The 23312-nt window shown below is 62.9% G+C and carries 15 protein-coding genes; 2 read left to right on the top strand and 13 right to left on the bottom strand.

Annotated elements, in window-relative coordinates:
- Positions 1-76 precede the first annotated feature (76 nt).
- The 10 genes from AWB80_RS22575 to AWB80_RS22535 all read right to left on the bottom strand — a co-directional run bounded on the left by AWB80_RS22575 (position 77) and on the right by AWB80_RS22535 (position 13057).
- Entirely contained in the window at positions 77-1489 is a 1413-nt protein-coding gene (locus AWB80_RS22575; protein ID WP_061176870.1) for a hypothetical protein, read from the bottom strand.
- A 59-nt stretch (positions 1490-1548) separates the two neighbouring features.
- Positions 1549-1785, bottom strand: a complete 237-nt coding sequence (locus tag AWB80_RS22570) for a hypothetical protein (RefSeq protein ID WP_061176869.1) — start codon at positions 1783-1785, stop codon at positions 1549-1551.
- Between the two features lie 250 nt (positions 1786-2035).
- A complete protein-coding gene (locus AWB80_RS22565) occupies positions 2036-4387 on the bottom strand; it encodes a polysaccharide biosynthesis tyrosine autokinase (protein ID WP_061176868.1) in 2352 nt (783 codons plus the stop codon).
- A 493-nt stretch (positions 4388-4880) separates the two neighbouring features.
- On the bottom strand, positions 4881-5978 hold the full coding sequence (locus AWB80_RS22560; protein WP_061176867.1) for a glycosyl hydrolase: 1098 nt from the start codon (positions 5976-5978) through the stop codon (positions 4881-4883).
- 30 nt (positions 5979-6008) lie between these two features.
- Positions 6009-7202, bottom strand: a complete 1194-nt coding sequence (locus tag AWB80_RS22555) for a glycosyltransferase (RefSeq protein WP_061176866.1) — start codon at positions 7200-7202, stop codon at positions 6009-6011.
- Positions 7203-7251: 49 nt separating this feature from the next.
- Entirely contained in the window at positions 7252-8331 is a 1080-nt protein-coding gene (locus tag AWB80_RS22550; protein WP_061176865.1) for a glycosyltransferase family 4 protein, read from the bottom strand.
- A gap of 10 nt (positions 8332-8341) precedes the next feature.
- Positions 8342-9493, bottom strand: coding sequence for a glycosyltransferase (locus AWB80_RS22545; RefSeq protein WP_061176864.1), 1152 nt, complete (start codon positions 9491-9493; stop codon positions 8342-8344).
- Between the two features lie 509 nt (positions 9494-10002).
- A complete protein-coding gene (locus AWB80_RS44080; RefSeq protein ID WP_160147471.1) occupies positions 10003-10149 on the bottom strand; it encodes a hypothetical protein in 147 nt (48 codons plus the stop codon).
- Positions 10150-10305: 156 nt separating this feature from the next.
- Entirely contained in the window at positions 10306-11583 is a 1278-nt protein-coding gene (locus AWB80_RS22540; RefSeq protein WP_061176863.1) for a flippase, read from the bottom strand.
- Positions 11584-11983: 400 nt separating this feature from the next.
- A complete protein-coding gene (locus AWB80_RS22535; RefSeq protein WP_061176862.1) occupies positions 11984-13057 on the bottom strand; it encodes a glycosyltransferase family 2 protein in 1074 nt (357 codons plus the stop codon).
- A gap of 582 nt (positions 13058-13639) precedes the next feature.
- Here AWB80_RS22535 and AWB80_RS22530 point away from each other — a divergent pair.
- A complete protein-coding gene (locus AWB80_RS22530) occupies positions 13640-14764 on the top strand; it encodes a sensor histidine kinase (protein ID WP_341866828.1) in 1125 nt (374 codons plus the stop codon).
- Between the two features lie 61 nt (positions 14765-14825).
- Positions 14826-16190, top strand: a complete 1365-nt coding sequence (locus tag AWB80_RS22525; RefSeq protein WP_061176861.1) for a hemolysin family protein — start codon at positions 14826-14828, stop codon at positions 16188-16190.
- Positions 16191-16248: 58 nt separating this feature from the next.
- Here AWB80_RS22525 and treY read toward each other — a convergent pair whose 3' ends face one another.
- From treY to treZ, 3 genes are read right to left on the bottom strand one after another with little or no spacing between them, the layout of a single operon-like run.
- A complete protein-coding gene (treY, locus tag AWB80_RS22520) occupies positions 16249-19161 on the bottom strand; it encodes a malto-oligosyltrehalose synthase (protein WP_061176860.1) in 2913 nt (970 codons plus the stop codon).
- Positions 19158-21356 carry a 4-alpha-glucanotransferase gene (gene malQ / locus AWB80_RS22515; RefSeq protein ID WP_061176859.1) on the bottom strand — a complete coding sequence of 733 codons (2199 nt, stop codon included), beginning with the start codon at positions 21354-21356 and terminating at the stop codon, positions 19158-19160. The genes treY and malQ overlap by 4 nt, the downstream gene beginning before the upstream one ends.
- Positions 21353-23251, bottom strand: a complete 1899-nt coding sequence (gene treZ / locus AWB80_RS22510) for a malto-oligosyltrehalose trehalohydrolase (RefSeq protein WP_061176858.1) — start codon at positions 23249-23251, stop codon at positions 21353-21355. The genes malQ and treZ overlap by 4 nt, the downstream gene beginning before the upstream one ends.
- Between the last annotated feature and the right edge of the window lie 61 nt (positions 23252-23312).

The following is a 23312-nucleotide window of genomic DNA, read 5'->3' as shown; positions in this document are numbered from 1 at the left end:
TCCCGAACGATGGATCAGCCGGTGGTCGAAACCGACATTGTAGAACGTCGGACGGAAGCAAGCCGCCGCGCGAACCTCAGAGATGACGCCCGCGCGGACCGAAGCGCGAGCCGATGCGCGCGCCGATCTCAGGCCGCACATGTCTGCCGATCGCCGTGCCGATCGACGCGCCGTCCTGCGACGCCTGCATCGCATTGGCGGCGGCCTTGTCGCCGACGTGCTGGCGCGCGAGCTTGAGCGCACGCACGCGCACGTAGGCCAATGCGACCAGCGTCCACGGCGCGAGATAGGCGAACTCGGGCACGGAGACCATCATCATCGTCCAGGTCGCGGCGCAGCACTGGCGCAGCGCCATGCCGCGCGGGTCCCAGTCGAGCTTGAACGCGGGGTAGAGCATCATCGCGCTGATGAACACCGTGCCGACGACGCCGATGTTCACCAGCAGCGTCGAGAAGAGATCAGTCGAACGGATATAGCCGAAGCCAACGCCGAAGAGCTGATTGAGCGGCGCGGCATGAAACCACAGACGCATCGATTCGAGGAACAGCAGCGAGCGATCCGAGCCCGACTCGGTTTTCGCCTCAAGCTTGTCCGTGACCATCTGCTTGAAGAGGTCGGCGATATAGTCCTGCAGAACATAAGCGACGATGCACAGCACGAACAGGCCGATCAGCGCCTTGACCGGATTGATGCCGAGCTTGCGCACGCGGATGAGCGAGTACACCGCATAGCCGATCAGCACCGTCGACGACGTGGTCATCAACAACGACAGCCCGATGACCCATACCGGCCAGCGCACGCGTGACGTCGCGTTGAAGTAGACCCAGAACGGGAAGATGGACATCGCGTACATCGACGGCTCGCCCGTGAGCGCCTTGAGACGCTGGATCGGAAAGCCCTTGACGTCGATCTGCTGGAACGAACTGCCGTTCACCGTGCCGTCCGAGCGCACGATGCCCTTGCCGAACTGATCGCCGAACGCGCGGTTCGAGATGAAGTCGCCCGGCTGCCCCGTCACGATGTAGTAAGCCACTTCGAACATGCCGTAGAGCGCGAACAGCGTGATGGCCGCGAGCAGCCATTGGTCCCAGGTCGGCTTGTAGTAGTGGTACACGTAGGCCGCATAGAGCACGACGGCCGCCACGTAGGCGGACTGCGTGAACAGGCTCTTGCGCATGAGGAACGTGAAGGGATCGGTGTCGTCGACGAGCACGACCTTGCTGAAGTCGGGATCGAAAGGCGCCATCACGTCCGCGAACTGCGACGTGAAGAACATGATCAGCCAGACGAGCAGCGCCGCGCCCACGAAATGCAGCCAGTGCTTGCGCGCGCGGCCGCCGAACAGCAGCACGAGCGGCACGGAGAGGAAGCACATCAGATAGCCGATCGTCGTGCCTTGAATCGAAGGCATGACGAGAAACGACGTCACCGGCATCGCGAAGGCCCAGATTCGGTAGTAAAGGTCGGTCAGCGCCGCTTTTTCTTTCATCGTCGAAGGTTAGTGTTGGATGGAGCGAGTGCGGCGAACCATCGGATGAAATCGCCGGTTCAGCGCGACAGGAACAGGTGTGTATCGATTCCCGACTCGCCCAGATAGAGGCAGCCGCCGATCGCGAGCAGCGCCAGCACGACGACCAGCGCCATGCGCAAGGGCGCGCGTTTGCGCGATGCTTTCGGCTTGCGATGAAAATCGCAATGAGGGCACACGGACGAATCCGCGGCCACCTGTCTGCGACAGCGCGGGCATTGCACGAGCCGATGCCTGAAGGAAAAACGTCCGCTCATATGCGTCTCTTTCCTCGATCCGGTTGGCGACGCGAAGCGCGCCGAAGCCCCGTGAACCAACGCGCTGATCGCAAGCGCTCAGCGCGCGGCGATCACATCCGGAGGATAGCTCGTCATGCCGCAAATCGTTTGACATCCCGATCGCGCGAGTGTTTCCCGCAACGGATGGAACGTAAAGCGCCGCGTGACGGGCACGCGGCGTGATGCATCGATACATATATACGATGTGCGCCTCATCGCGCGCACGCCGTCAGTTCACCGACCTGAACGTACTCGTGTAAGCCGCCGCATAACCGTAGCTGCGGCGATTGCTCGGGCGTCGCGGAATCGCGTTGAAGACCGAACCGACCAGTCTGCCGCCCGCGCGCTGCACCTTCTTCACGGTCTCTTCGATCTCTTCCTCGCTCTGGATGCCGGAACGCAGCACGAGCACCGTCGAGCCCGCGTCGCTTGCGACGATCGCCGCATCGGTCACGACGAGGAACGGCGGCGTATCGACGATCACCAGATCGAACTGGTCGCTCATGCGCGCAAGCATATTGCGAAAGCCCGGCATCATCAGCAGCTCAGACGGATTCTCCGGATAGCCGCCGCACGACATGAACGACAGGCCCGGCACGCCGACATAACGGATCGCATCGCCGAGCGCCATCTCGCCCTTCAGCACTTCCGAGAGCCCGCCCGGATTCGACTGCTTGAAGAACGAGGCGATATGGCCGCGCCGCATGTCGCCGTCGATCAGCAGCACGCGCAGACCGATTTCGGCGAGCAGCACCGACAGATTCGCCGCGACGAAGCTCTTGCCCGCCGACGGAATCGGACCCGTCAGCATCACGACGTTGTTCGGCGCGTTGGCGAGATCGCGATACAGCTCCGTGCGCACCGCGCGCAGCGCCTCGACGGCCGGATCGTGCGGATAGCGCGTGGCGAGCACGCGGGCGTCGCGATCGGTATCGGCGACGTGCGGCATCGCGAACGCATCATGTTCCGGCAGGTGAACGTACGGCAGCGCCTTGGGTGGTCCGCCCTGCTCGGCGCCGGAGTAGGTGAGCGGCGCATGCTCCGCTGGCGAGACGGCGATCTCGTGATCGAGCATCGCCTGTTGCCGGCTATACAGCACTTCGCCCAAAACGGGCACCGACAGACGGCGCTCGACGAACATCGGATCGGTCACGCCGATCATCGCGTGGCGGCGCAGGAAGATGAAGAAGGTGCCGATGAAAAAGCCCAGACCCGTGCCCGCCATGATGACGAGCGGCTTGTTCGGCTTCACCGGACGATACGGCCGCAACGCGTTATCGACGATATGCGCGCCGCCGCTCGTGCTCGCACGACGCACTGAAAGCTCCTGCGCCTTGTTGACCATGCCCATGTAGATGGTTTCGGCCACGCGCGCATCACGCGTGAGCGTCGCGTTCTGGCGCTCGGACGCGGGCATGCTGTCGAAGCGCTGCTGAATCTGCTTGTTCGATGCTTCGAGCTCGGCGATCTGCTGATCGAGATTGACGACTTGCGGGCTGCTGGGCTGGAAGCGCTGCAAGGCCTGCGTGCGTTGCAGCTTCAGGGTCGCGAGTTGCTGCATCGACACGATGCTGCCTTGCAGATACGCCTGCGCTTCGTTGATCGGCTGCACCGACTGCGACTTCGAACGGAACGCGCTCAGGTTGCCTTCGGCCTGGCGCAGATCGCGTTCGAGGCGCGGCAGTTCTCCGCGGATGAATTCGAGCGTCTTCGTGTCGTTCGCCTGCCGCGCCTGCACGGCCGCCGCCAGATACGCCTGGCCGAGCGCGTTGGCGACCTCGGCGGTGAGCGCGGGGTCGTCGGCATTGAAGGTGATCTGCACGACGCCCGTGTCCTTCGCGGACTCGGCCACCTTCATCGTCTTCTTCATGAGTGCGATGGCGTCGAGCGTATTGAGGCGCGTCACGTCGAAATGCACGCCGGGGTGGCCGACCACGCTATCGACGAGTATCGACACGCCATTCGCCGATGCCGGACGGCCGACCGTGCCGCGCAGAAGCGTTTCGCCGTCCGGGTCGCGCAACTCGTACTGGCTGTTTTCGAGCACGACCAGATCGAGCTTCTGATCTTCGAGCGCGGGCGGCACGTCGAGCCGGCCGATCTGCAGCGACTCGCCGCCCCAGGCGTACGAATCGAGACCGAACCATGCGGGCGCGAGATGTCCCTTCTTCGCGAACAGTTCCGCGATCGAGCCGAGCACGGGGAGCGTGTTGGGCTTGACCTTCACGTCGAAGTGAAACTGCTTGACGACGGGCTCCAGCACCGAGCGGCTCTGCATCATGGAGATTTCGGCGGGCGCGAGCTGATTCACCGTCTGCACCGCCTGCGGCATCTGCTGCTGGCTTTGCGGCGCGATGCCGAGCGCGTTCGGATCCGGTGGATCCACGCGCACGACCACGTCCGACGAATAGATGGGCTTGGCAAGAAACGCATACGCGCTCGCGAGCGCGGCTGCGATTCCGATGAACAGGAAGAGGATGCCAAGGTGATCGCGCAGTAGCCTGAGCATATCGCTCGCGGTGAATTCACCGTCATCCTTGCCTGGGCGCGAAGGTAAGGCGTTGACATAGGGGGTGTTCAAAGGCGCAGTCCTCAGTCGATAAATTGAGCGTTGTTTCCGGGCTGCGGAAAAAGCAGAGAGCCCGCGCGGCATGCCGCGGTACGTTACGTGTCAGTGGTCCGGCGAGAGAGCCGTTGGAACTTCCAGACTTAAGACGCGAGAGGCTCTTGAAAAGCGGGCGAAGCGCTCGACGCCTCGCGTTCGCATGACGAAGCATGTCGGCTCGTCGAAGTGCGATATATGCCTGAAGCACACACCGTGCCTCGGAACCGCGTCCTGGATTCAGCGGATGAAACTCGCCAATCCGTTTCGAATCGCTTGCTAACAACGATACGATACGCCCGGAAAAAATAGCGTTCAAAACTATCTTCCGGGCGTGAGTTGCTCGCGTCTGTTAAGTAGCGAACGTTAAATGCCTTCCAATGCTGGGCACGCCACTTGCGCGCCGGTGATTTCGCGCGATAATCGTCGGTTCGGCGCGCGCTGCTTTCGTCATACAAGACGAGCCGATGCTTCACGGCATCGGGTTCGCCTTGATGAAGTCGCGCACGGTATCGAAGCGGGATTTGCGCGTTTTGCCGTCATCGTGAATCACGCCGTAGTTGCCATCGCCACCATAACGCTGATCGTCGTAAAGCTCATACAGGGTGACGTTCTGAATGTTGTAAGTCTTTGCAAGCGAGACGAATCCCTTCAATGCATCCTTGCCGACGAGATAGCCCGCCGGGTCCTCATGAGTCGGCCGCACGCCGTATTCCGTGATCCAGATGGGCTTGCCATAGCTGTCGCGCAGGCGCTCCAGCACGTTGACCTTGTTCTGTCCCGCCGCCGTGATCGATCCCATGTTCGAATACCAGTGCCACGCGGTGATGTCCCATTGCGGAACCGGATGGCCCTTGCTGCCGTCGGGCTGCGTTCCTGCATAGAGCATGTCCGTGAAGCCGTAGTGAAGCCAACTGAACGATGTCAGCAGGATCTTCGCGTCCGGATTCGTCTCGCGTATGCCCTTGATCAAGCCGAGGATCGATCCGCGCGCCTTCATGAACCGCGCGTTGTCGTAATCCGACGGATGTTCGCCGCTGCGGTCCGAACCCAGGATCGTCCAGTTGTCGTACTCGTTGCCTACTTGATAGTACGTCACGAGACCTTTCAGCAAGCGTCCTGCGATCTTGCCGAGCGCATAGCCCCGCTCGAACGTCTCCTGCTCGTTCGCGCGCTTCTCCTGCTCGAACGGCGTGACGAGCGCAAGCACGCCGATGCATTGCTTCGCCGCCGCGCGCGCGAAATCCGCGACCATGTGCGCACTTTCCTCGTTCGACACATCTTGCGCGTACATCGTGACACCCAGATCGCGGAGTTGTGAAATCTGCAGACCATAGTCGCTCATGCGATACGCGCCGCGATGTTCCAAGTGTCCAGCGATGCCGTAAAACACGCCCGTCGATCCCTTGCCGCAGGATATCTTCGGCGTTGCGTGGCTCGCGGCATCCGCCTTGGGGACAGCCGAGCGACTGCTGTGATACGCGTCCGACGTGCCGCTGCGCGCGAAAATAAGCACCGACGCGCACAGCAACGCGCCAAACACCAATACCGCAGCCACCAGAGTTCGCATCGATGTTCGGCCTCGTGAAAGTGCGCGCGCTTACTTGACCAGCGCGTCGGAGTGTCGTGCGGTCGGCTCGACGCCCGCGTTGCGCGCATCGCCCGCTTGCAACACGACGCTCTGCGCCTGCGCATCGAAAACTTCGCGCGAGAAGCGTCGCCGGAATGCGGCCGACAACGAGGCGAGCGGAAAATCGCGCGCGGCGAAGATGCGCTCGACGAAGGCATCGTGGTCGTGCGCGGGAAAGAGCAATGCATCGGGCAGATACGATTCGAGTCCCGACACGCGCGCGACGACGATCGGCCGTTCCGCGAGCACGGATTCGATCATCACGAGCGGTACGCCTTCATACGCGGACGGCAGCACGAGCGCATCGCTTGCGACGATATACGGCAGCACGTCCTTCTGCGGCCCGACCATGCGCACGCACGCGCAGAGCGCCGGGCTCGCGTCGATCGTCTCTTGCAGACGCGCCGCGTCCGGCCCTTCGCCGACGATCAGCACGAGCGTACGTGCGAATGCATCGGCGTGACGTTCGATGGCCTGCATCAGGAAGTCCTGACGCTTCTGCTGAAAGTTCAGCCGGCCGACATGCGCGATGATCGTGGTGCCGTCGTCGGGCAGGCCGAGCGTCGCGCGCGCGGCCTCTTTCGTGAGCGTCGAGCGGCTGAAGCGATCGTCGACATAATTCTCGAGCACCATTGCGCGCGCGTTCGGCGCGAGCGTCTTGAGCTTGCCGCACAGATGATCGTTCAACGTGACGTACGCGTTCGGCATGCGATACAACCGGCGCTTCACGAGCCACTTGAGCTTGCCGGCGCGGCTCGCGTTCGCGGGCGCTTCGTCGACGAGCGGCAGATAGCTGACCGTCTCGATACGTGCCCGGCGCGCCGCGAACAGCCCTGCTATTCCTGAGGCGATCGTGCCTTGCGCGATCAGCACCTTGTCCAGCCGCAGCGCGCGCAGGGTCGCGGCGGTTGCGCGCATCGTGCGCCAGAGTGCGATCACATTCCCGCGTATCGATTCGGCCGTGTACGAAAGACCGATCGCCTTCACTTTCGGATGCGCGTTCGCCAGATCGCGCACATAGCGATACAGCGGCTCGTTGGTGATCGGCACGAGGATATGCAAGGTTTCGACCTGCGTGCTCGGCACGAGCGCAAGCATGAAGCGCTTGAGCATCTCTTCGTGACCGCCGTTGATACCCGAGTCGCAGTAGATTCCCAACCTCACCGGCTCCCTCCCTCGCTGCGCGCGTCGGCATCGCTGCTCTCACGCGCCATCACGGCTTGTCGATGAACTGCATCAAGAGGCGTGCGCTTTCCGTCCATCGGAAGCGCTCGGCATGCGCGAGGCCGCGCCGTTTCAAGTCCGCGCTCAGCTCCGGCGAATCGAGCAGCTCGCGCAGTTTGCTCGAAATATCGTCGACCGAGTAGGGGTCGCAATAGATCGATGCGTCGCCGCATGTTTCCGGCAACGCGGCCGCGCGGCCCACGAGCGTCGGGCAGCCGTTGCGCATCGCTTCCAGCGGCGGAATCCCGAAGCCTTCGTAAATGGAAGGATAGAGGAAGCATGCCGCATGTTGGTAGAGCGCTCTCAGCTTTTCGTCGCTGACATAGCCTGCCTGCTTGATGTTCGGCGCGCTCGACAGATCATGCGCCTTGCCAAAAATCGACGCATTCTTCATACCGACGATCACCAGATCGATCGACGGATCGTTCAGCTTCATGAATGCTTCGACGAGACGCTTGAAGTTCTTGGTCGGATTCATGCTGCTTACGGCGAGCACGTAGCGATTATTCGTGAGCTTCAGTTCGTCGATCACGGAGGCATCCGGCGTGATGTGATCGAGATGATCCGCGGCGAGCGGCACCACACCGATGCGCTCCGCGGGCACGCCGACATGATGCGCGAGCCGGTCGCGCGAGAACGTCGAATTGGTCAGCACGCAACTCGACGTGCGCGCGAGAATCCAGAACATCACGTGATACCAGGTGCGGAACTTCCACGAGAAGTGCGCGGGCGTATCGAACACCGCGGCATCGTGCATGTAGATGATCTGGTTCGTGCGGAAGATGGAACCCGAGTTGGACAGATTCACGATGCGCGAGCGGCCGGCGAAGAGCGGCAGCACGATCTGCTCCCAGAAGACGCCCTTGCCGAAGCCGAGCTTGACGGTGTCGACACCCTGCACGGGATCGAGTCCGTTTTGCGGCGGAACCGCGAGCGTCACATGCGAGCCTTGCGGCAACTGCACGAGTGCGGCGACGAGTTCGCGCGCGACGCGCTGCACGCCGGTGGTCTTCTGGCTCGTGAAACGGCCGTTGTAGACGAGCTTGTTCGTGGCGAAGGAAGTATCCATTGTCGAGGCGTCAGAACTGTGAATCGGAGCTGGTTTCATAGGCGATCTCGTCCTTGTCGAGCGGCGCGCGCGCGTGCGTGTAGGAGTCGAGCTCGTATATGGAGAGCCATTGACGGAAGATCGCGTCCATCGAAAAGCGCTTGCTCGCCGACGTTCTCGCCGCTGTTCCCATGCGCGCGCGCAGGACGGGGTCGTCGCGCAACATCGTCGTGTACTGCGTCATTTCTTCGACACTCTTTGCGACGAAGCCCGTCACGCCATGCTGAACGACATCGCGATTGCCGACCACGTCAGTAACCACGGCGGGAATGCCCGCGACCTGTGCCTCGATCAGCGCGATAGGCATGCCTTCCCAGCGGGACGTCTGCACATAGATGTCGAGACTGGCGGTAAGTTCAAGCGCACGGTCGCGCGTGACCCAGCCACTGCACGACACGACACCGTTGCGCGTTCCGGCCGGCAACTCTTCGGCATGGCCGCCGATCCACAGGAATTGCGCCGAGTCGCCATGCAAGGCGTTGGCGAGATCCACGAACGCTTCATGATTCTTTTGAAACGTGGCGCGCCCGCTCATGCCGATGAGCACCTCCCGCGCGTCTTTCTCGATGCGTGGCGGAATCTCCGGCACGTTCACGCCGTTCTCGATCATGCGCGCCTGTCGCGCGTGCATCCTCGTTTCGATCTCCGAGAGTTCGCTCTTCGAGCACGCGACGATGGTGCCGCCGAGGCGCGCGGCGATGCGCTCGAAGCTCAGATAGGCGAACTGCTTCGCGGGCGACACGTCGCGGCGCAGAAAGGCGAGGCCGTGCGGCGAATAGAACACGCGGGCACGCGGCGCGGCGATGCGTGCCGCGGCGCGTCCCAGTACGCCGGCCTTCGACGAATGCAGATGGATCACCGATGGATCGCACTCCCTGAGCTTGCGAACCAGGTTCCACAGGCCGGTGAGGTCGCTTCGCATGCTCACTTCACGGACCATGTTCACATACGTCAGCTTGACCGCCGGATGAAACAGCCGGGAAAAATTGTTGGGCGTTTCCTGCCGGATCGAATGAAGGATCGTTACGCCGACGCCCGCGGCTGCCGCTCGGTTCGAAAGCTGGGTCAGCATGGATAGCACACCGCCACCGAAAGCTTCGGTGATATGGACGATCTCTTTCATCTTGGACTCTTCGTTGGCGTCCTGCCGAGCACCCGCGGCAATACGCAATAAGAAGTAAATGGCCTAATCGTTATCGGTGATCGACGTGACAGTTTCGAGAAATGACCGATGCATCAAAGAGGTGCACGGTCGTCACGAGGAGTACTGATCGAGCGTTGAATTGCGCAGTCGAAAAATACGCACGCGATGCGGCATAGCATGAGTCGTTCCCGCGCACGGATGCGAGGAACCCCGTCATGCTCGAAAACCATCCCCGGAGTTACCTGTCGAAAGCCCGGTCCAGATCAATTTGGCCGGATGACTCCCGCAGATCGGTCTTTGTGACGATTAATCTGTGCCGCACGATAGAAAGTGCAGTGGAATCCGGTAAAAAGGACTGCTCTGCAACCGTGCATGAAGCCGACTAATCATTCGGGTTTTTTGGTGTCCCGGTGTCGGGACTGCGGCATCCGGCTCGGGCACCTTCCTCATTGAAGTGCTCAAGAGCTCAAGACACGGATTGTTTGAGGTCATTTCGTTACTGAGGCATTCTGCTGAGCAATCGCCGCTTCGCAAATCTGCAGCACTATCTGCAGGTCCTTGAGCGGAACCGCGACCGATTGCATGCGCAGGCTTTCGGCCTGCTGCACCAGCTTCTGGACGTGTTCGATCGACATTTCCTCTGTTTCCATTCCACAGGCTCTCTTAATTAAACACTGGTCATACCAATACGATACCGGCTCGAACTGCATCGGTCGGTTCGCTGACTCACATACATGTATGCAACTTTGGAGTAGGGCGGGTGTCGAATGTCGCCGCATCGAAAACATGAATCATGTCGTTCCTGAGCGCGCGCCTTCGGCGATTGGACGACGCTTGAGCAACGGCACACCTTCCAGATGCAGCGTGAATGCCATCGCGGCAGCGACCACGGTCTCGGTGATCAGCACCGTAGCCGCCGCGCCCTGCTCGCCGAACAGCGTTGCGAGCACGGCGAGCAAGCCGAAGTTCACTACCGCGGACGCCATCAGCACGCGACTGAATTGCGCCTTCATGCCGAGCGGAAGCATCGTCTGAACACCGAAGAGATCGGACAGACCGGCCATCAACGGCACGAACGCCATCCATCGCAACACCTCTACGGTAGGCAAGAACTTCGGTCCATACAAGAGTTTTACTGCAAGCGGTGCGCCGAAGAAGATGCACAACGAGATCAGCGACACGATCACGGCTTGCGCCACGAACATCTTGCGCAGGAACGCGAAGGCATCTTCCCTTGCGTGATGCATGAGAAAGCTCACGCGTGGATACGCCGCGGTCTTGAGTGGTGTCAGCATATTTAGTGCCGCGCGGATCAGCTTGTCGCCCGCGGCGAAGTAGCCTGCAGCGACATTGCCTGCAATGAACGTGAGTATCACGATGTTGCTCGACGCATAGATGTCCACGATCGCGGTGGCGATGAACACGCTCCAGCCGTCCTTCAGACGAGCGACGATGGTCCTGAACGACACGCGCACGAAGTCGAGTTCGCGCCGGGAGTACAGGTATGTGCAGATCGCGATTCCCGATAGCAGCGGCACCAGCGCATTCACGGCCATTGCAATGTAGACGTCGTCGTGCTCGCGCACGAAGAGATACATCGCAGGAATGCTGAGCGCGCGTCCGATGAATACGAAGAGGCTCAGCATGCCGAGATCTTCGACGCCCTGGAAGTACCACGTGGGGATCAGCATCGCGCCGATCGCCTGGCCATAGCCGATGAGAAGCAGCTCGCGATTCTCTTGCAGATAAGGAATGACCGACGTCAGTATGACCAGCACGACGAATCCTGCGCATGCGAGCGCGGCTTGCGTGAGGATGGTTTCCCAGAAGACGCGCGAGCGCAGTTCGCGGTTCTCGCGATTGATCGAGATCTTCGGCGTGGCCGTCAGCGAGAAGCTGTAGTTGGTGACCGAGATGAAGTAAGCGGTAAAGGCCAGGCCAAATGCAAGACGTCCATATTCGCCCGGACCGAGGACGCGCGCGAGCCACGGCAGCGTCAGCAGCGGTGCGAGGTATGTGGATACCTGCAACGTCATCAGTATCGTGAAGTTCTTTCGAAAAGATGCCATTGAACGGTTTTTCCCCGGCTTGAGCGCAGCGTGGTGATCTTTGATGACTATGCCGCAAGGTTGCGAACCGTGCAGGTTCGCCCGACGCGAGGGGCTTTTGCGTGACAGCTTCTCGAGCGAATAGTTTCGCTTGCGCGCGCTGCCGTCAATGCGGCTCGCGGCCAGGAGAGGTGCACGTCTGCGCCTTTGGGCTGGCGTCGGGTGCGCGGAAGTTGAACGGAATACACCGCCTTCGGGCCGTCGATTCGAAGCCGGAAAGCGCCAGTGTATTGCAAACCTTATTTAACAAAATAAAAGCGTATTCATCAGTGGGTTGGCACACGCAACGATGCGCCTGAAACAGGATCGTTCGATTGCAAACTACCTGAAGTGCTGGTAGGACATCGCGCCTTCCCATGCTTCATTCATTCACCGTCGACGCCTGCCGGGGAACGCGATGCGCACGCGATGCCGCCGCAGGCGGACGCAGTTCGAGGCCGAGCGCCCGCTTGACGAGGCGCTTGGCGAGGAACACGCGACGATCGACTGCAATCTTCCTTTGAAAGCGCAGCTCCTTCGGCGTATCGGTGCGATGCGCGGCGAAGTCGCGATAGCGCGCCGCCGTGGTTTCGATGATGCGCATCGATTCTTCGAACGCGCGGCCATCGACGCGGGCGGCCTGAAAGCACGCATACGCAAAGACCTTGTGGAACATCGCGAGCCAGAACGGATCGAGCGGACCGCCGTTGCAGCGCTGCATGGTGTCTTCCGCGCAGGTCGCGAGCGACTGCACCGTGTACGGTGTCGCGCGCGTCGTGATGCTGCCCGCGCGGCGTCGATAGAAGTAGAGATCATCGGTGAGACGAAAGAGCGACTGCGCGCGCGCATAGACGAGCGGAATCGCGGCGGCGTCTTCATAAACGCGTCCAGCCGGAAACTCGATGCCGTCCCACAGCTTGCGCTTGTACACCCGCGCGACCGGAAACACCTGATACACGCGCGCGAAGTCGAGCAGCGCGTCGAGATCGCATGCGCGATGACCTTCCGTGCCCGCATCGATCAGTGTGACCTTGTCGATGACCTTGCCGCCCGAATCGATGATGCCGACATTGAATTCGATGATGTCCGCGGCGTTCGAATCGAGCAGCGGCATGATCTTCGCGGTGAAGTCCGCTGCCCAGACGTCGTCGGAATCGAGAAAGCCTATGTACGGCGATGTCGCTTCCGCGATGGCGCGATTGCGCGCGGCCGACACGCCGCGGTTCTCCTGATGAATGACGCGGATATTGCGGCCGCGCGCGCTGCGCTGCACGTCGAGAATGCGTTCGAGTGTGCGATCCGTCGAGCCGTCGTCGATGACGATCAGTTCGATTTCATCGGAACGCGGTTGCGAGAGCGCGGATTCGAGAGACGCGGCGATGAAATGCTCCACGTTGTACGCGGGGATGATTACCGACAGCAAGGTTTCAGGGTTGCCATTGCGGATGCGTGTCATTGTGCTCGTGTCACCGGTTAGAGTTGAATCGAAAGCCACCGTGGACAAGGCGGTCATGCGTGCCGGCGGGTCAAGTGCTGAACACCGGAGGGAATGCTATGGACAGGTTGATGCGGGGAAAGTTCTGCTACACGTGAATGCGGAATCGAATGCGTATTCTCCAGATTGCGCGCCCCAAGTCGTGGTCAAGAGAAAAATAAAATCGATGCGAGGATTTGCGTAGGGAATTTTCATTGCCGAAGGCATCGCATTTTGCAGACTGAAGCGGGTTTGCAACCGCAATTCGCGTTTTAAATCTCAACGTGTAAAAAACGTAACGAGACTTTATTGCCGCGACTATTCGGTTATCAAAAAGCGAATTAATAGCATTCCGATCTTTCCAGCGGAGGCGTCTGATTGGCACGATCGTGCACGCGAATTGCTACACAGGCGCGGCGGGCACAAGTGCACCGCTGCCGCATGCGTCGTAGGCGCTCACATATAATGACCCGCAAGGATTCATTCGAGCTGCCCATTCATCAGGCAGATGCAACCGGCTTCGCGACTTCGCCGCAACACCGATACACGCAAGGATCCATAACTGTGACAACGTCTTTTTCCAGTACGGTCGAGCCGGAAGGCGACAACTCCTTCGGCGCGGCCGTCGCAGGAAACGACGGCGTGCTGGTGCTCGACGCCGCCCAGCGCTGCCTCTCCGCCGACGCCGTCCTGGCGCATCTCTTCGATCTCGATCCCGCCGCGCTCGTCGGCCGCGCGCTCGCCGATACCCCATTGCCCCGGCCGCTCACCGCCGCGTTCGCTTCGGCAGCCGATGCCGCGCTCGCGTGCAACGGCACGCGCCGCGCGCACGTGTCGATCGAAGACGACGACGCCACGCGCGCCTTTTCGATCATCGCGCTGCCGGGTCCGGATTGCGTCACGCTGATCGTGTCGCCATCGGCAGGGGCATCGGACAGGGAGCACGACACCGCCGATCGCGTCGCGCATCTGCGTGCGGAGGCTGCGCTCTTCATGCGCGATCATGTGCTGTCGGTGGTATCGCACGATCTGCGCGGTCCGTTGAACGCGATCCATAGCTGGGGCTACGTGCTCGAACGCAAGGTCGACGCCAACGATCCAGCCGCGCAGCGCGCGCTCGCGGGCATCCGCTCGGGTGTTGAGCAACAGGTGAAGCTGATCGAGCAATCCGTCGATACGACGCGCGCCGAGACCAAGGCGCTGTCCGTCGCGCTCGCGCCGGTCGCGGTGCGTCCGCTGCTGGAAAAGAGCGCGGCGCTGGCGCGCGCGGGCGTTGCGCGGGCGCGCGGCGTGACGATCGAGATCGACTCGCCGCTCGCGGACGAGCAACTCGAAGGCGATGCGGAGCGTCTGTTGCAGGCGCTCTGGCTCATGCTCGCATTCGCCGCCGAGGCGAGCGCGGCGGGCGCGACGGTGCGCGCGTCGAGCAATATCGAAGGCAGCATGTGGCGCACCGACGTGCGTTTCACGGTATCGGCCGAGGCGCTCAGCGACGCGGCGTCGCCACACGTGCTCGAAGCCTTCGCGCGCCGGCAGGCGCTGGAACCGCGCGAAGGCGGGCGCATTGCGTGGGGCCTCGCGCTGTGCAAGCGCGTGTCCGAAGCGCATGGCGGCGCGTTCGAGCACAGCGATATCGTGGACGGCGCGGAGGTGACGTTGTCGGTGCGCCTGCCGGTCGCAGGGATGTAAATTGACTTTCGATTTCCTGTCGGCCATATACTGACGCTTTCCATTTTCGAAGAGAGTTGCTTTGGCTCAGGTTGTCGCGCTGATCGGCGCATTGTTGCTCGTCGCGTTGAATGGCTTCTTCGTCGCAGCGGAGTTCGGGCTCGTCAAGCTGCGGCCCACGCGCGTCAAGGCGCTCGCGCGCACCAACGGCCTGCCTGGCCGCCTGCTCGCGAAGGTGCACGGGCAACTCGACGCCTATCTGTCCGCATGCCAGCTCGGCATCACGCTGGCGTCCCTCGGGCTTGGCTGGATCGGCGAACCGGCGTTCGCCACGCTCCTGCATCCGTTGTTCGCGCTGATCGGTGTCGAATCGGAGAAGCTGATCGATTCGATCTCGCTCTTCTTCGCGTTCACGGTCATTTCGTTTCTGCATATCGTCGTCGGCGAGCTGGCGCCGAAGTCGTGGGCCATCCGCCGCGCGGAGCAGGTGGGTCTGTGGCTCGCCACGCCGCTCTATGGCTTCTACTGGGTGATGTATCCGTTCATCTGGGTGCTGAATTCGAGCGCGAACTTCGTGTTGCGGCTTTTCGGCATCTCGGCGGACCACGGTCACGACGCGCATTACTCCACCGACGAACTGAAGCTGATCCTGCGCGGGCGTCATCATGGCGGCGGGTCTTCGTATAACGAGGACGAGTGGAACACCATCGCGCATTCGCTCGATTTCAGCCGCATGACGGTCTCTGACCTGATGCGTCCGGCGCATGAACTCGTCGGGCTGCGCAACGATCTGGCGATGCGCGACAACCTCGCGGTGATTTCACGGCATCGTTTTTCGCGCTATCCGCTGTTCGCCGATGCGTCGGGTGAGCGCGTGATCGGCATGATCCATCTGAAAGATCTGCTGCTTGCGGGCGATGGCAGCGGGCGTGGCTTCAACTTCAGCTTGTCGAAGGATGCCGCGGAAAAGATCGACAAGCTTTCTCGCCATGTGCGGCCGGTGCAGTATGTCGCGCCGAATCTGTCGGCGCTGGAGTTGTTCAGGCGCTTTCGCAAGGGCGCACCGCATCTGGCGATCGTCGGGCGCAAGGGGGCGAAGCCAATCGGCTTCATCACGCTCGATAACCTGCTTGGCGCGCTCGTCGGGCAGATTCACGATGAGTTCCGTCAGGGCGATGCCGACTGGTCGCGCATGGACGATGGCACTTTGATGGGCAAGGGGAGCTTGCCGGTCGTTTCGCTCGAGCGCGCGTTGGGGATCGATATCGATGAAGGACGGGCGGAATCGGTGGGCGGGCTCGTGATCAATGCGCTCGGTGATTTGCCCACCGAGGGGCAACGGGTGGAGTTCGATCGGTTCGATATCGTGGTCAAGAAGATGAAAGGGCCGCGCATCGTGCTGGTGCGGGTTTATCCAAGGGAAGAGGCGCTTCAGGAAGCGGAATGACCGTTGGGTTTCGCCTGGTTTGTCGCCGGGATTCGGCGACAAACCAAAAACTTGAACCCTAAGGCTTCGGCACGCCTTCCTCCACCAGCAAAGCCACTGGCATCACCCCCAACGCATCGCGCAGAAAGAGCCTCTCCCCCTCGGCCTTGGGCGCATTGGGCCCCAACCAATCGAACAACGCCCGCGAATGCAGCGCCTCGGGCAACACGATAGCCGTATCCCCCCAACGCTCAGGCTCCACAAGCGGCACATCCCGCTCGGGGTCCAGCAACGGCGCCGCGAGCCGCGTCGCGATCACGATGGCAAACGCACTTCCTGCATGGCGCGCATAAGCGATCACATGTCCCGCCTGCTCACCCTGAACTTCGAGCGGCACATACTCTCCTTGAGCAAACAACGACTCGCAATGCTTGCGCAAAGCCAAAGCGCGCCTCACGAGCGCCAGCTTCACACGCCCATCGCGCCAGTTCGCCAACTGCTCGGACGGTGGCCCTTTCTCTTCCACCTCGGCAAGCCACTGCCGACGCAACGCATAATCGACAGGCCTGCGATTGTCAGGATCGACGAGACTGAAGTCCCACAATTCGGTACCCTGATAAAGATCCGGCACGCCCGGCGACGTAAGCCGCAGCAACGTCTGCTGGAAACTATTGATCGCACCGAGCGGCGCGACCCGCGCGACGAACGCCGACAACTCCTGCAGAAAGCCATTGCGCCGCTGCGGTGCGACGATATCGAACAGAAAGTCCTTGCACGCGTTCTCATACGCTTCGTCAGGCGCGAACCAGCTCGTGCGGAGCTTCGCCTCGCGCAGCGCCTTCAACTGCCACTGCGCCACACGTTCGGCAAGCGCGTGAACGCCCGCTTCGTCATCGGGGGCGAGCGTCGTCGGCCAGCATCCGACGAGCGTCTGATAGAGCATTGCCTCCGCAGCCGGTCCCGGCGCCCAGTCATGCGGATCGCCGCGTCTTAAAGGGGTGTTCAACGTGGACCATTGCCGGAGCGTCGTGGCCCATTCGTCCGGAATCTCGCTCAACGCCGCGATGCGCGCGCGCACGTCCTCTCCGCGCTTGTGATCGTGCGTCGCCGTGCAGAGCATCGCGTGCGGGAACGCTTCGAAACGCTCTCGATTGCAGGCGTGAAACTCATCGACGGATAACGCGAACTCGCCCGGGTCCGCGCCGACTTCGTTGCGCGAAATGAGCCGCCCGTAGCGATAACACGCCGTATCCTCGACGGCCTTCGCCGCCACCGGCGAGGTCAGTTGCGAAAATAGCGTCTGCGCAGCGCGACGCTGCGAACCGCTCGACGATGGCGGATTCGGCCCCGCCTGCGCCTGATTGCGATCACGCTCGCGCGTGCGCTCCGCGGCACGATCGCGGCCGCGTTCCGGACGCTCACCACGCTCGATGCGCTCAGGCTGCGGCACATCGTCCGGCAGCTTGCCGCCGAGCCATTGCGCGACCTGATCGAGCACGACATGATCCGCCCGCGCGAGCACCGCGCGCGCGGCGTCGAGCGCTTGCGTGAAGAAGCGCTCGTCCTCGGGGCTGCGCACGCTGCCGATCGGATAGATGCGATACACCGGAAACTGCACGACGAGTTCCGCGACCACCCGCCTGATCGACGTAAAGGTGAAATCGCGCGTCGTCTGCGCATCGCGCGCGATACGATGCAGCGCGCGCGTGACGCGATCCAGTTCCGCCGACAGATTCTCCGCGAGTATCTTGCGGCGCGCGGCGAGCGCTTCGTCGGCGAAGCATGCGCTCATTCCCGTGATCTCGGCCCACAACGCGGCAAGCGGTTCCGCGCCCGCCGGATCATGCAGCAGCGCGCCGACATCGTTCATGAAGTCGTAGCCGGTCGTGCCGTCGACCTGCCAGTCGCGCCGCAGCGGTTCGCCACGCGCAAGAATCTTCTCAACGACGAAATACGTGCGGCCATTGCCATGCTGCAGTGCCTCGGGACGTTCGACCGACAAATCTTCGAGCCGCGCGCGCAAACGCTGGCAATACTCGCGCGGTTCGGCGAGACCATCGACGTGATCGACGCGCACGCCGTCGATCAGCCCTTCAGTAAAGAGTCTGAAGACGAGCGCATGCGATGCCTCGAACACCTCGGGCCGCTCGACGCGCACGCCGCCTAGCGTGCTCACGTCGAAGAAGCGCCGCCAGTTCACTTCGTCGGCGGCGGTGCGCCACCATGCGAGGCGGAAATGCTGCCGTTCCAGCAGGCGATGCAGCCGATCGCGGCCCGCGGGCGTATCCGGCGCATGCGCGGCTATGATCGCCTCGATTGCGGCCTGGCCGCCCTCGGTCTGCGCGATGGTGACGAGCGCGGTGCGCGCGTCGGCGGCGCGTGGCTGATCGACGGGCTGCGTCGTCAAACCGACGAAGCGTTGCGCAAGCTCGGGCGCTTCCTGAAACACCGCCGGGTAGTCGACCGGGCAGACCGGAAATGCATTCGAGTAATACTCGATGACGAAGCGCCCTTCGTCCGCGCGATACGCGAGCGCGATCTTGCCGGCCTGCAATTCCTCGCCATAGGACGCGCCGAGAAACGGCGCGAGCACCTTGCCGCGCAACGCGGGATCGGGCGAATGCCAGTCGACGTCGAAAAAGCGCGCGTGCGCCGCATGGCGGCCCCATTCGAGGATGTCCTGCCACCACGCGTTCTGCGATCCGCCCACGCCCATGTGATTCGGCACGATATCGACGATGAGTCCCATCTCGTGCGCGCGCAGCTTCTCGACGAAGCGCCGCAGCCCATCCTCGCCGCCCAGCTCGGGATTGACCGTCGTGTAGTCGACGACGTCGTAGCCGTGCGTGGAACCGGCCGTCGCGGTCGTGATCGGCGACACATAGGCGTGACTCACGCCGAGTTGCGCGAAGTAATCCACGAGCGCGGCGGCGTCGTCGAAAGTGAAGCCTTTGTGAAGCTGAAGCCTGAGCGTGGAACGCGGTACGGTCATGGTGATTCGGGTTTCGATGTAGTTTCGTTCGGCTGCACGGAGCGCTTGCGCGCGGCATCCACGGCGAGCAGGCGGTCGGAGAAGGCATCGTCGAGAAACAGCTCGTCGACGGCGCGGGTCATGCGCCTTCGCCAGTTCGGATGCTCGTCGATCGAGCCGGGCAGGTTCGGCTGCTCCGCGAGCGCGAGCAGGTCTTCGAGCGGATACGTGACGAGCGGCGCGGGCGTCGCGGCGACGAAGGCGAGCGCTTCATCGACGGGCGCATTGTCGATGCCGGGCGCGTCCACGTCGTCGGGTGCGATGCCCGCTTGCTGAAACGCGCGCCATAGATACGCACGGTCCTCGCCGCGCTCTTCGAGCGCGACTTCGACGGCGTCGCGGCCATCGGCGCGCGCGTTCGTCTGGCCGATCTTCGAGCGCCACACGATGTCCTCGCCGCGCCACCATCCGGTGACGGTCGGCAGGTCGTGCGTGGTCGTCGTCGCCGTGACGCCGCTGTCCCATTCGCGCGGCGGCTTGAAGCCCGGGCCATCCACTTCGCGCTCGAACCACAGCACGCGTATGCCCAGCAAGCCGTGCTCCTGCAAGCGTTCCGTAAAGCCGGGCGGCACGGTGCCGAGATCCTCGCCGACCACGATCGCGCGATGCCGCCACGATTCGAGCGCGATGAGCCGCAGCATGTCGTCGAGCGGATAGCGCAGATACGCGCCGTCCTTTGCGCTTTCGCCCTCGGGCACGAGCCAGAGCCGGCGCAGGCCGAGAATATGATCGATGCGGATGCCGCCCGCGCGCGCGAACGCGCAGCGCAGCATGTCGATGAATGCCGCAAAGCCCTGCGTGCGCATCGCGCGCGGCGAGAAGGTCGTAAGGCCCCACGATTGCCCGGCCTGATTGAAGAGATCGGGCGGTGCGCCGACCGACACGCCCGTGAGCATTTCCTCGCGATACGACCATGCGTGACTGCCCGCGCTGTCGCAACCGACCGCGAGGTCCGCGACGAGGCCGACGGCCATGCCCGCATCGCGCGCGGCGTATTGCGCGTGCATGAGGCCCTTGGCCGCGAGCCATTGCGTGAAGAGATGAAAGTCGACTTCGCGGCGATGGGCGCTGGCGAATGCCGTTACCGCGTCGCTGCGCGGGTCGCGCAATGCCTCGGGCCAGTTGCGCCAGTGGCCTTCGCCGTTCTCCGCGATCTGCGCGGCCTGCAGCGCCTCGAAGCGCGCATGGTCTTCGAGCGGGCGGCCGCCTTCCTCGACGAACGCGGCGAAGTCCTTCGCGAAGGGCGAATCGCGGTCTTGCGAAAAGGTGTCGAAGAGGGCGCGCAGAATCGCAAGACGCGCTTTCGATGCGCGCGGCCAGTCGATCAGCGCGAGACGTTCGAGTTCGTCGAGCTCCTGGGCCACGCCCGCCTTCTCGATCGCCGCGCGGGTCGCGGGCGCGCCGAGCACGGCGGCCGGATCGACATGCGCGATGTTGAGAAAGAGCCGCGATGACGGCGAGTACGGGCTGAACTTGTTCGGCTCGGCGCTGAACATCGCGTGCATCGGGCTGATGGCGACGGCATGTCCGCCGCGCTTCGCCGTCTGCGTCGCGAGCGAAGCCAGCGCGGTGAAATCGCCGACGCCGCCATCGCCGTTGCGCCGCAGGCCATACACCTGCGCCGCGACGCCCCAGAGCGGCGGCGCGTGCTCGGCGTTCTCATCGACGGTGCGCCATGCGTCGTCGATCGTATAGCAGCGCGCGGGCGCGACCGCGAGCGTCGTGCGATGGTCGTTGATGACGAGCGTGTGATAACCCGGCTCGGCGATCGGCGAGAGCAGCGCGGTCTCGCCCTTGGGCGACGTGAAGCGCCCGTCGATGACCTCGCCGCTTTCCAGTTCGATGCGATAGCGCGCGCCCGACTTCGCCGCCGACACCGGCAGCGCGATGCCGCGATCCACTTCGGCTGTGATGAGCGGCGGCAGCTTGCGTCCGCTCATTTCGGCATCGACGGCGGCCATGCTCTGTCTGATCTGCGTGGCGTTGCCGCACGGCAGGCCGAGCTTTTCGAGCAGAATGCGCAGCGTCGTTTCCGGCACGCGCTGCATGTTCCTGTGCGCGTTCTGCCATTCGATCTCGAAGCCCGCGCGCTCCGCGAGCGCTTCGATGCTGCTCACGGGACGCGCGGCGTTCGCTTTGTTTGTGGCGGCGCTCACGAGATTTTTCCTTCGGCCGATGCCGGTTCGAAGCGGCGCGCGTCGTGCGCGATTGCGTATTCGTTCACGTCGCCGGTGAGCCAGGCGAGGAACGTGCGTCCGCTGAGTTCGCCGTCACGCGCGCGATCCTGCGCGCGCGCCGGCGTCTCGAAGATGATCTTGCCGGCGGGACTCTCTTCAAGCGTGATGCTCGCATCGCCGAGATTGAGTGCGACGGTCAGCGTCTCGCCGTCGCCGAGCTTCCAGCGCGCGACGAGCGCCTTGTCGCCGAGAACATCCGCGCCGAGCGCTTTCGCGCCCTTCAGACGCGGCGTGATGAGCTTCGCGCGCACCGTGAGCGCCGAGCGATAGAAGTGCAGCCATGCAAGGCGGTCCGCTTCGTCCTGTTCGTCGGACGGCTTCGGCGAGGACATCTCGAAGGTCTGTTTATCGTTCGGATCGGGAATCTGCGCGCGGCGCTTTTCGTCGCTGAACGCGGAGAACTTTGCGAATTCCTTGCGACGGCCTTCGCGCACGGCATCGGCGAGCTGATCGTGATAGTCGGTGAAGAACAGGAACGGTTGCTTCGACCCGTATTGTTCTTCCATGAACAGCAGCGGAATCTGCGGCGACAGCAACAGAAGACCCGTCGCGGCGTAGAGCGATTCATCGTCGGTCAGTGAGCGCAGACGCTCGCCCATCGCGCGATTGCCGATCTGATCGTGGTTCTGCAGGAACATCACGAAACGCGCGGGCGGCAGATGCGCGCTCGTTTCGCCGCGCGGCTTGCCGTCGTGGATCGGCGACGGATCGCCCTGATACGCGAAGCCTTCCTTCAGGATGCGCGCGAGCTTCTCGATGGGCCTGTCGCAATACGCGCCGTAGTAGCTCTCGCTTTCGCCGGTGAGAAGGACGTGCAGCGTGTTGTGCGCGTCGTCGTTCCATTGGGCGTCGAAATGCGTGTCGAGCAGATTCGCCGTGTTGTGCTCGTTCTCCAGCACGAGATGCACGTGACGGCTCGCTTCGACGGAACTGCGCACGCGGTGCGCGAATTCGCGCAGCCATTCGTCGTCGTCGATTGCGTGCACCGCATCGAGGCGCAGGCCATCGAAACGATATTCGTTGAGCCAATACAGGGCATTGTCGAAGAAGAGATCGCGCACTTGCGGACGCTCGAAGTCGATCGCCGGGCCCCACGGCGTGTGCACGCCTTCGCGGAAAAAGGTCTTCGCGTAGGCGTTCAGATAGTTGCCGTCCGGGCCGAAGTGGTTATAGACGACATCGAGAAACACCATCAGGCCGAGACCGTGTGCCGTGTCGACAAGCTTCTTCAAGTCCTCGGGGCGGCCGTAGGACGAGTCGGGCGCGTAGGGCAGCACGCCGTCGTAGCCCCAGTTGCGCGTGCCGGAGAAATCGTTGAGCGGCATCAGTTCGATGGCCGTCACGCCGAGTTGCGCGAGTTCCGGCAGACGCGCGGTGACGCCCGCATAACCGCCCATCGCGCCGACGTGCAGTTCGTACAGCACGGTCTCTTCCCACGGCCTGCCGTGCCAGTTCGTGTGGGTCCAGCGATACGCGCGCGGATCGACCACTTCGCTCGGGCCGTGCACGTCCTGCGGCTGAAAGCGCGAAGCGGGATCGGGCACCGCGAGATCCTTATCGAGCCGATAGCGGTAGAGCGTGCCCGCGCCGCCATCGGCTTCGGCTTCGAACCAGCCGTCGCCGGTTGCCTGCATGTCGACCAGTTCGGGCGCGCCGCCCGCGCGTTGAATCTCCACCTGCACGGCATCGCGCGAAGGCGCCCAGAAGCGAAAACGCGTACGCGGATTTTCGCGCACGGCGCCCGTCAGATGAGCGCCGAAAGGAAGGCAATACGCATGATGATGCTTGTGCGGATCGATCGGACGTTCGGACATGATTTCCTGCCTGTATTGCTGCTGTTCGGCGAATTTCTCGCGGGCGTGTCAAGCGTTCTAC

This window comes from Caballeronia pedi, assembly GCF_001544915.2.
Lineage (GTDB): Bacteria > Pseudomonadota > Gammaproteobacteria > Burkholderiales > Burkholderiaceae > Caballeronia > Caballeronia pedi.
Note: the sequence above shows the minus strand (reverse complement) of the source record. Positions and strands in the feature narration are given on the sequence as shown.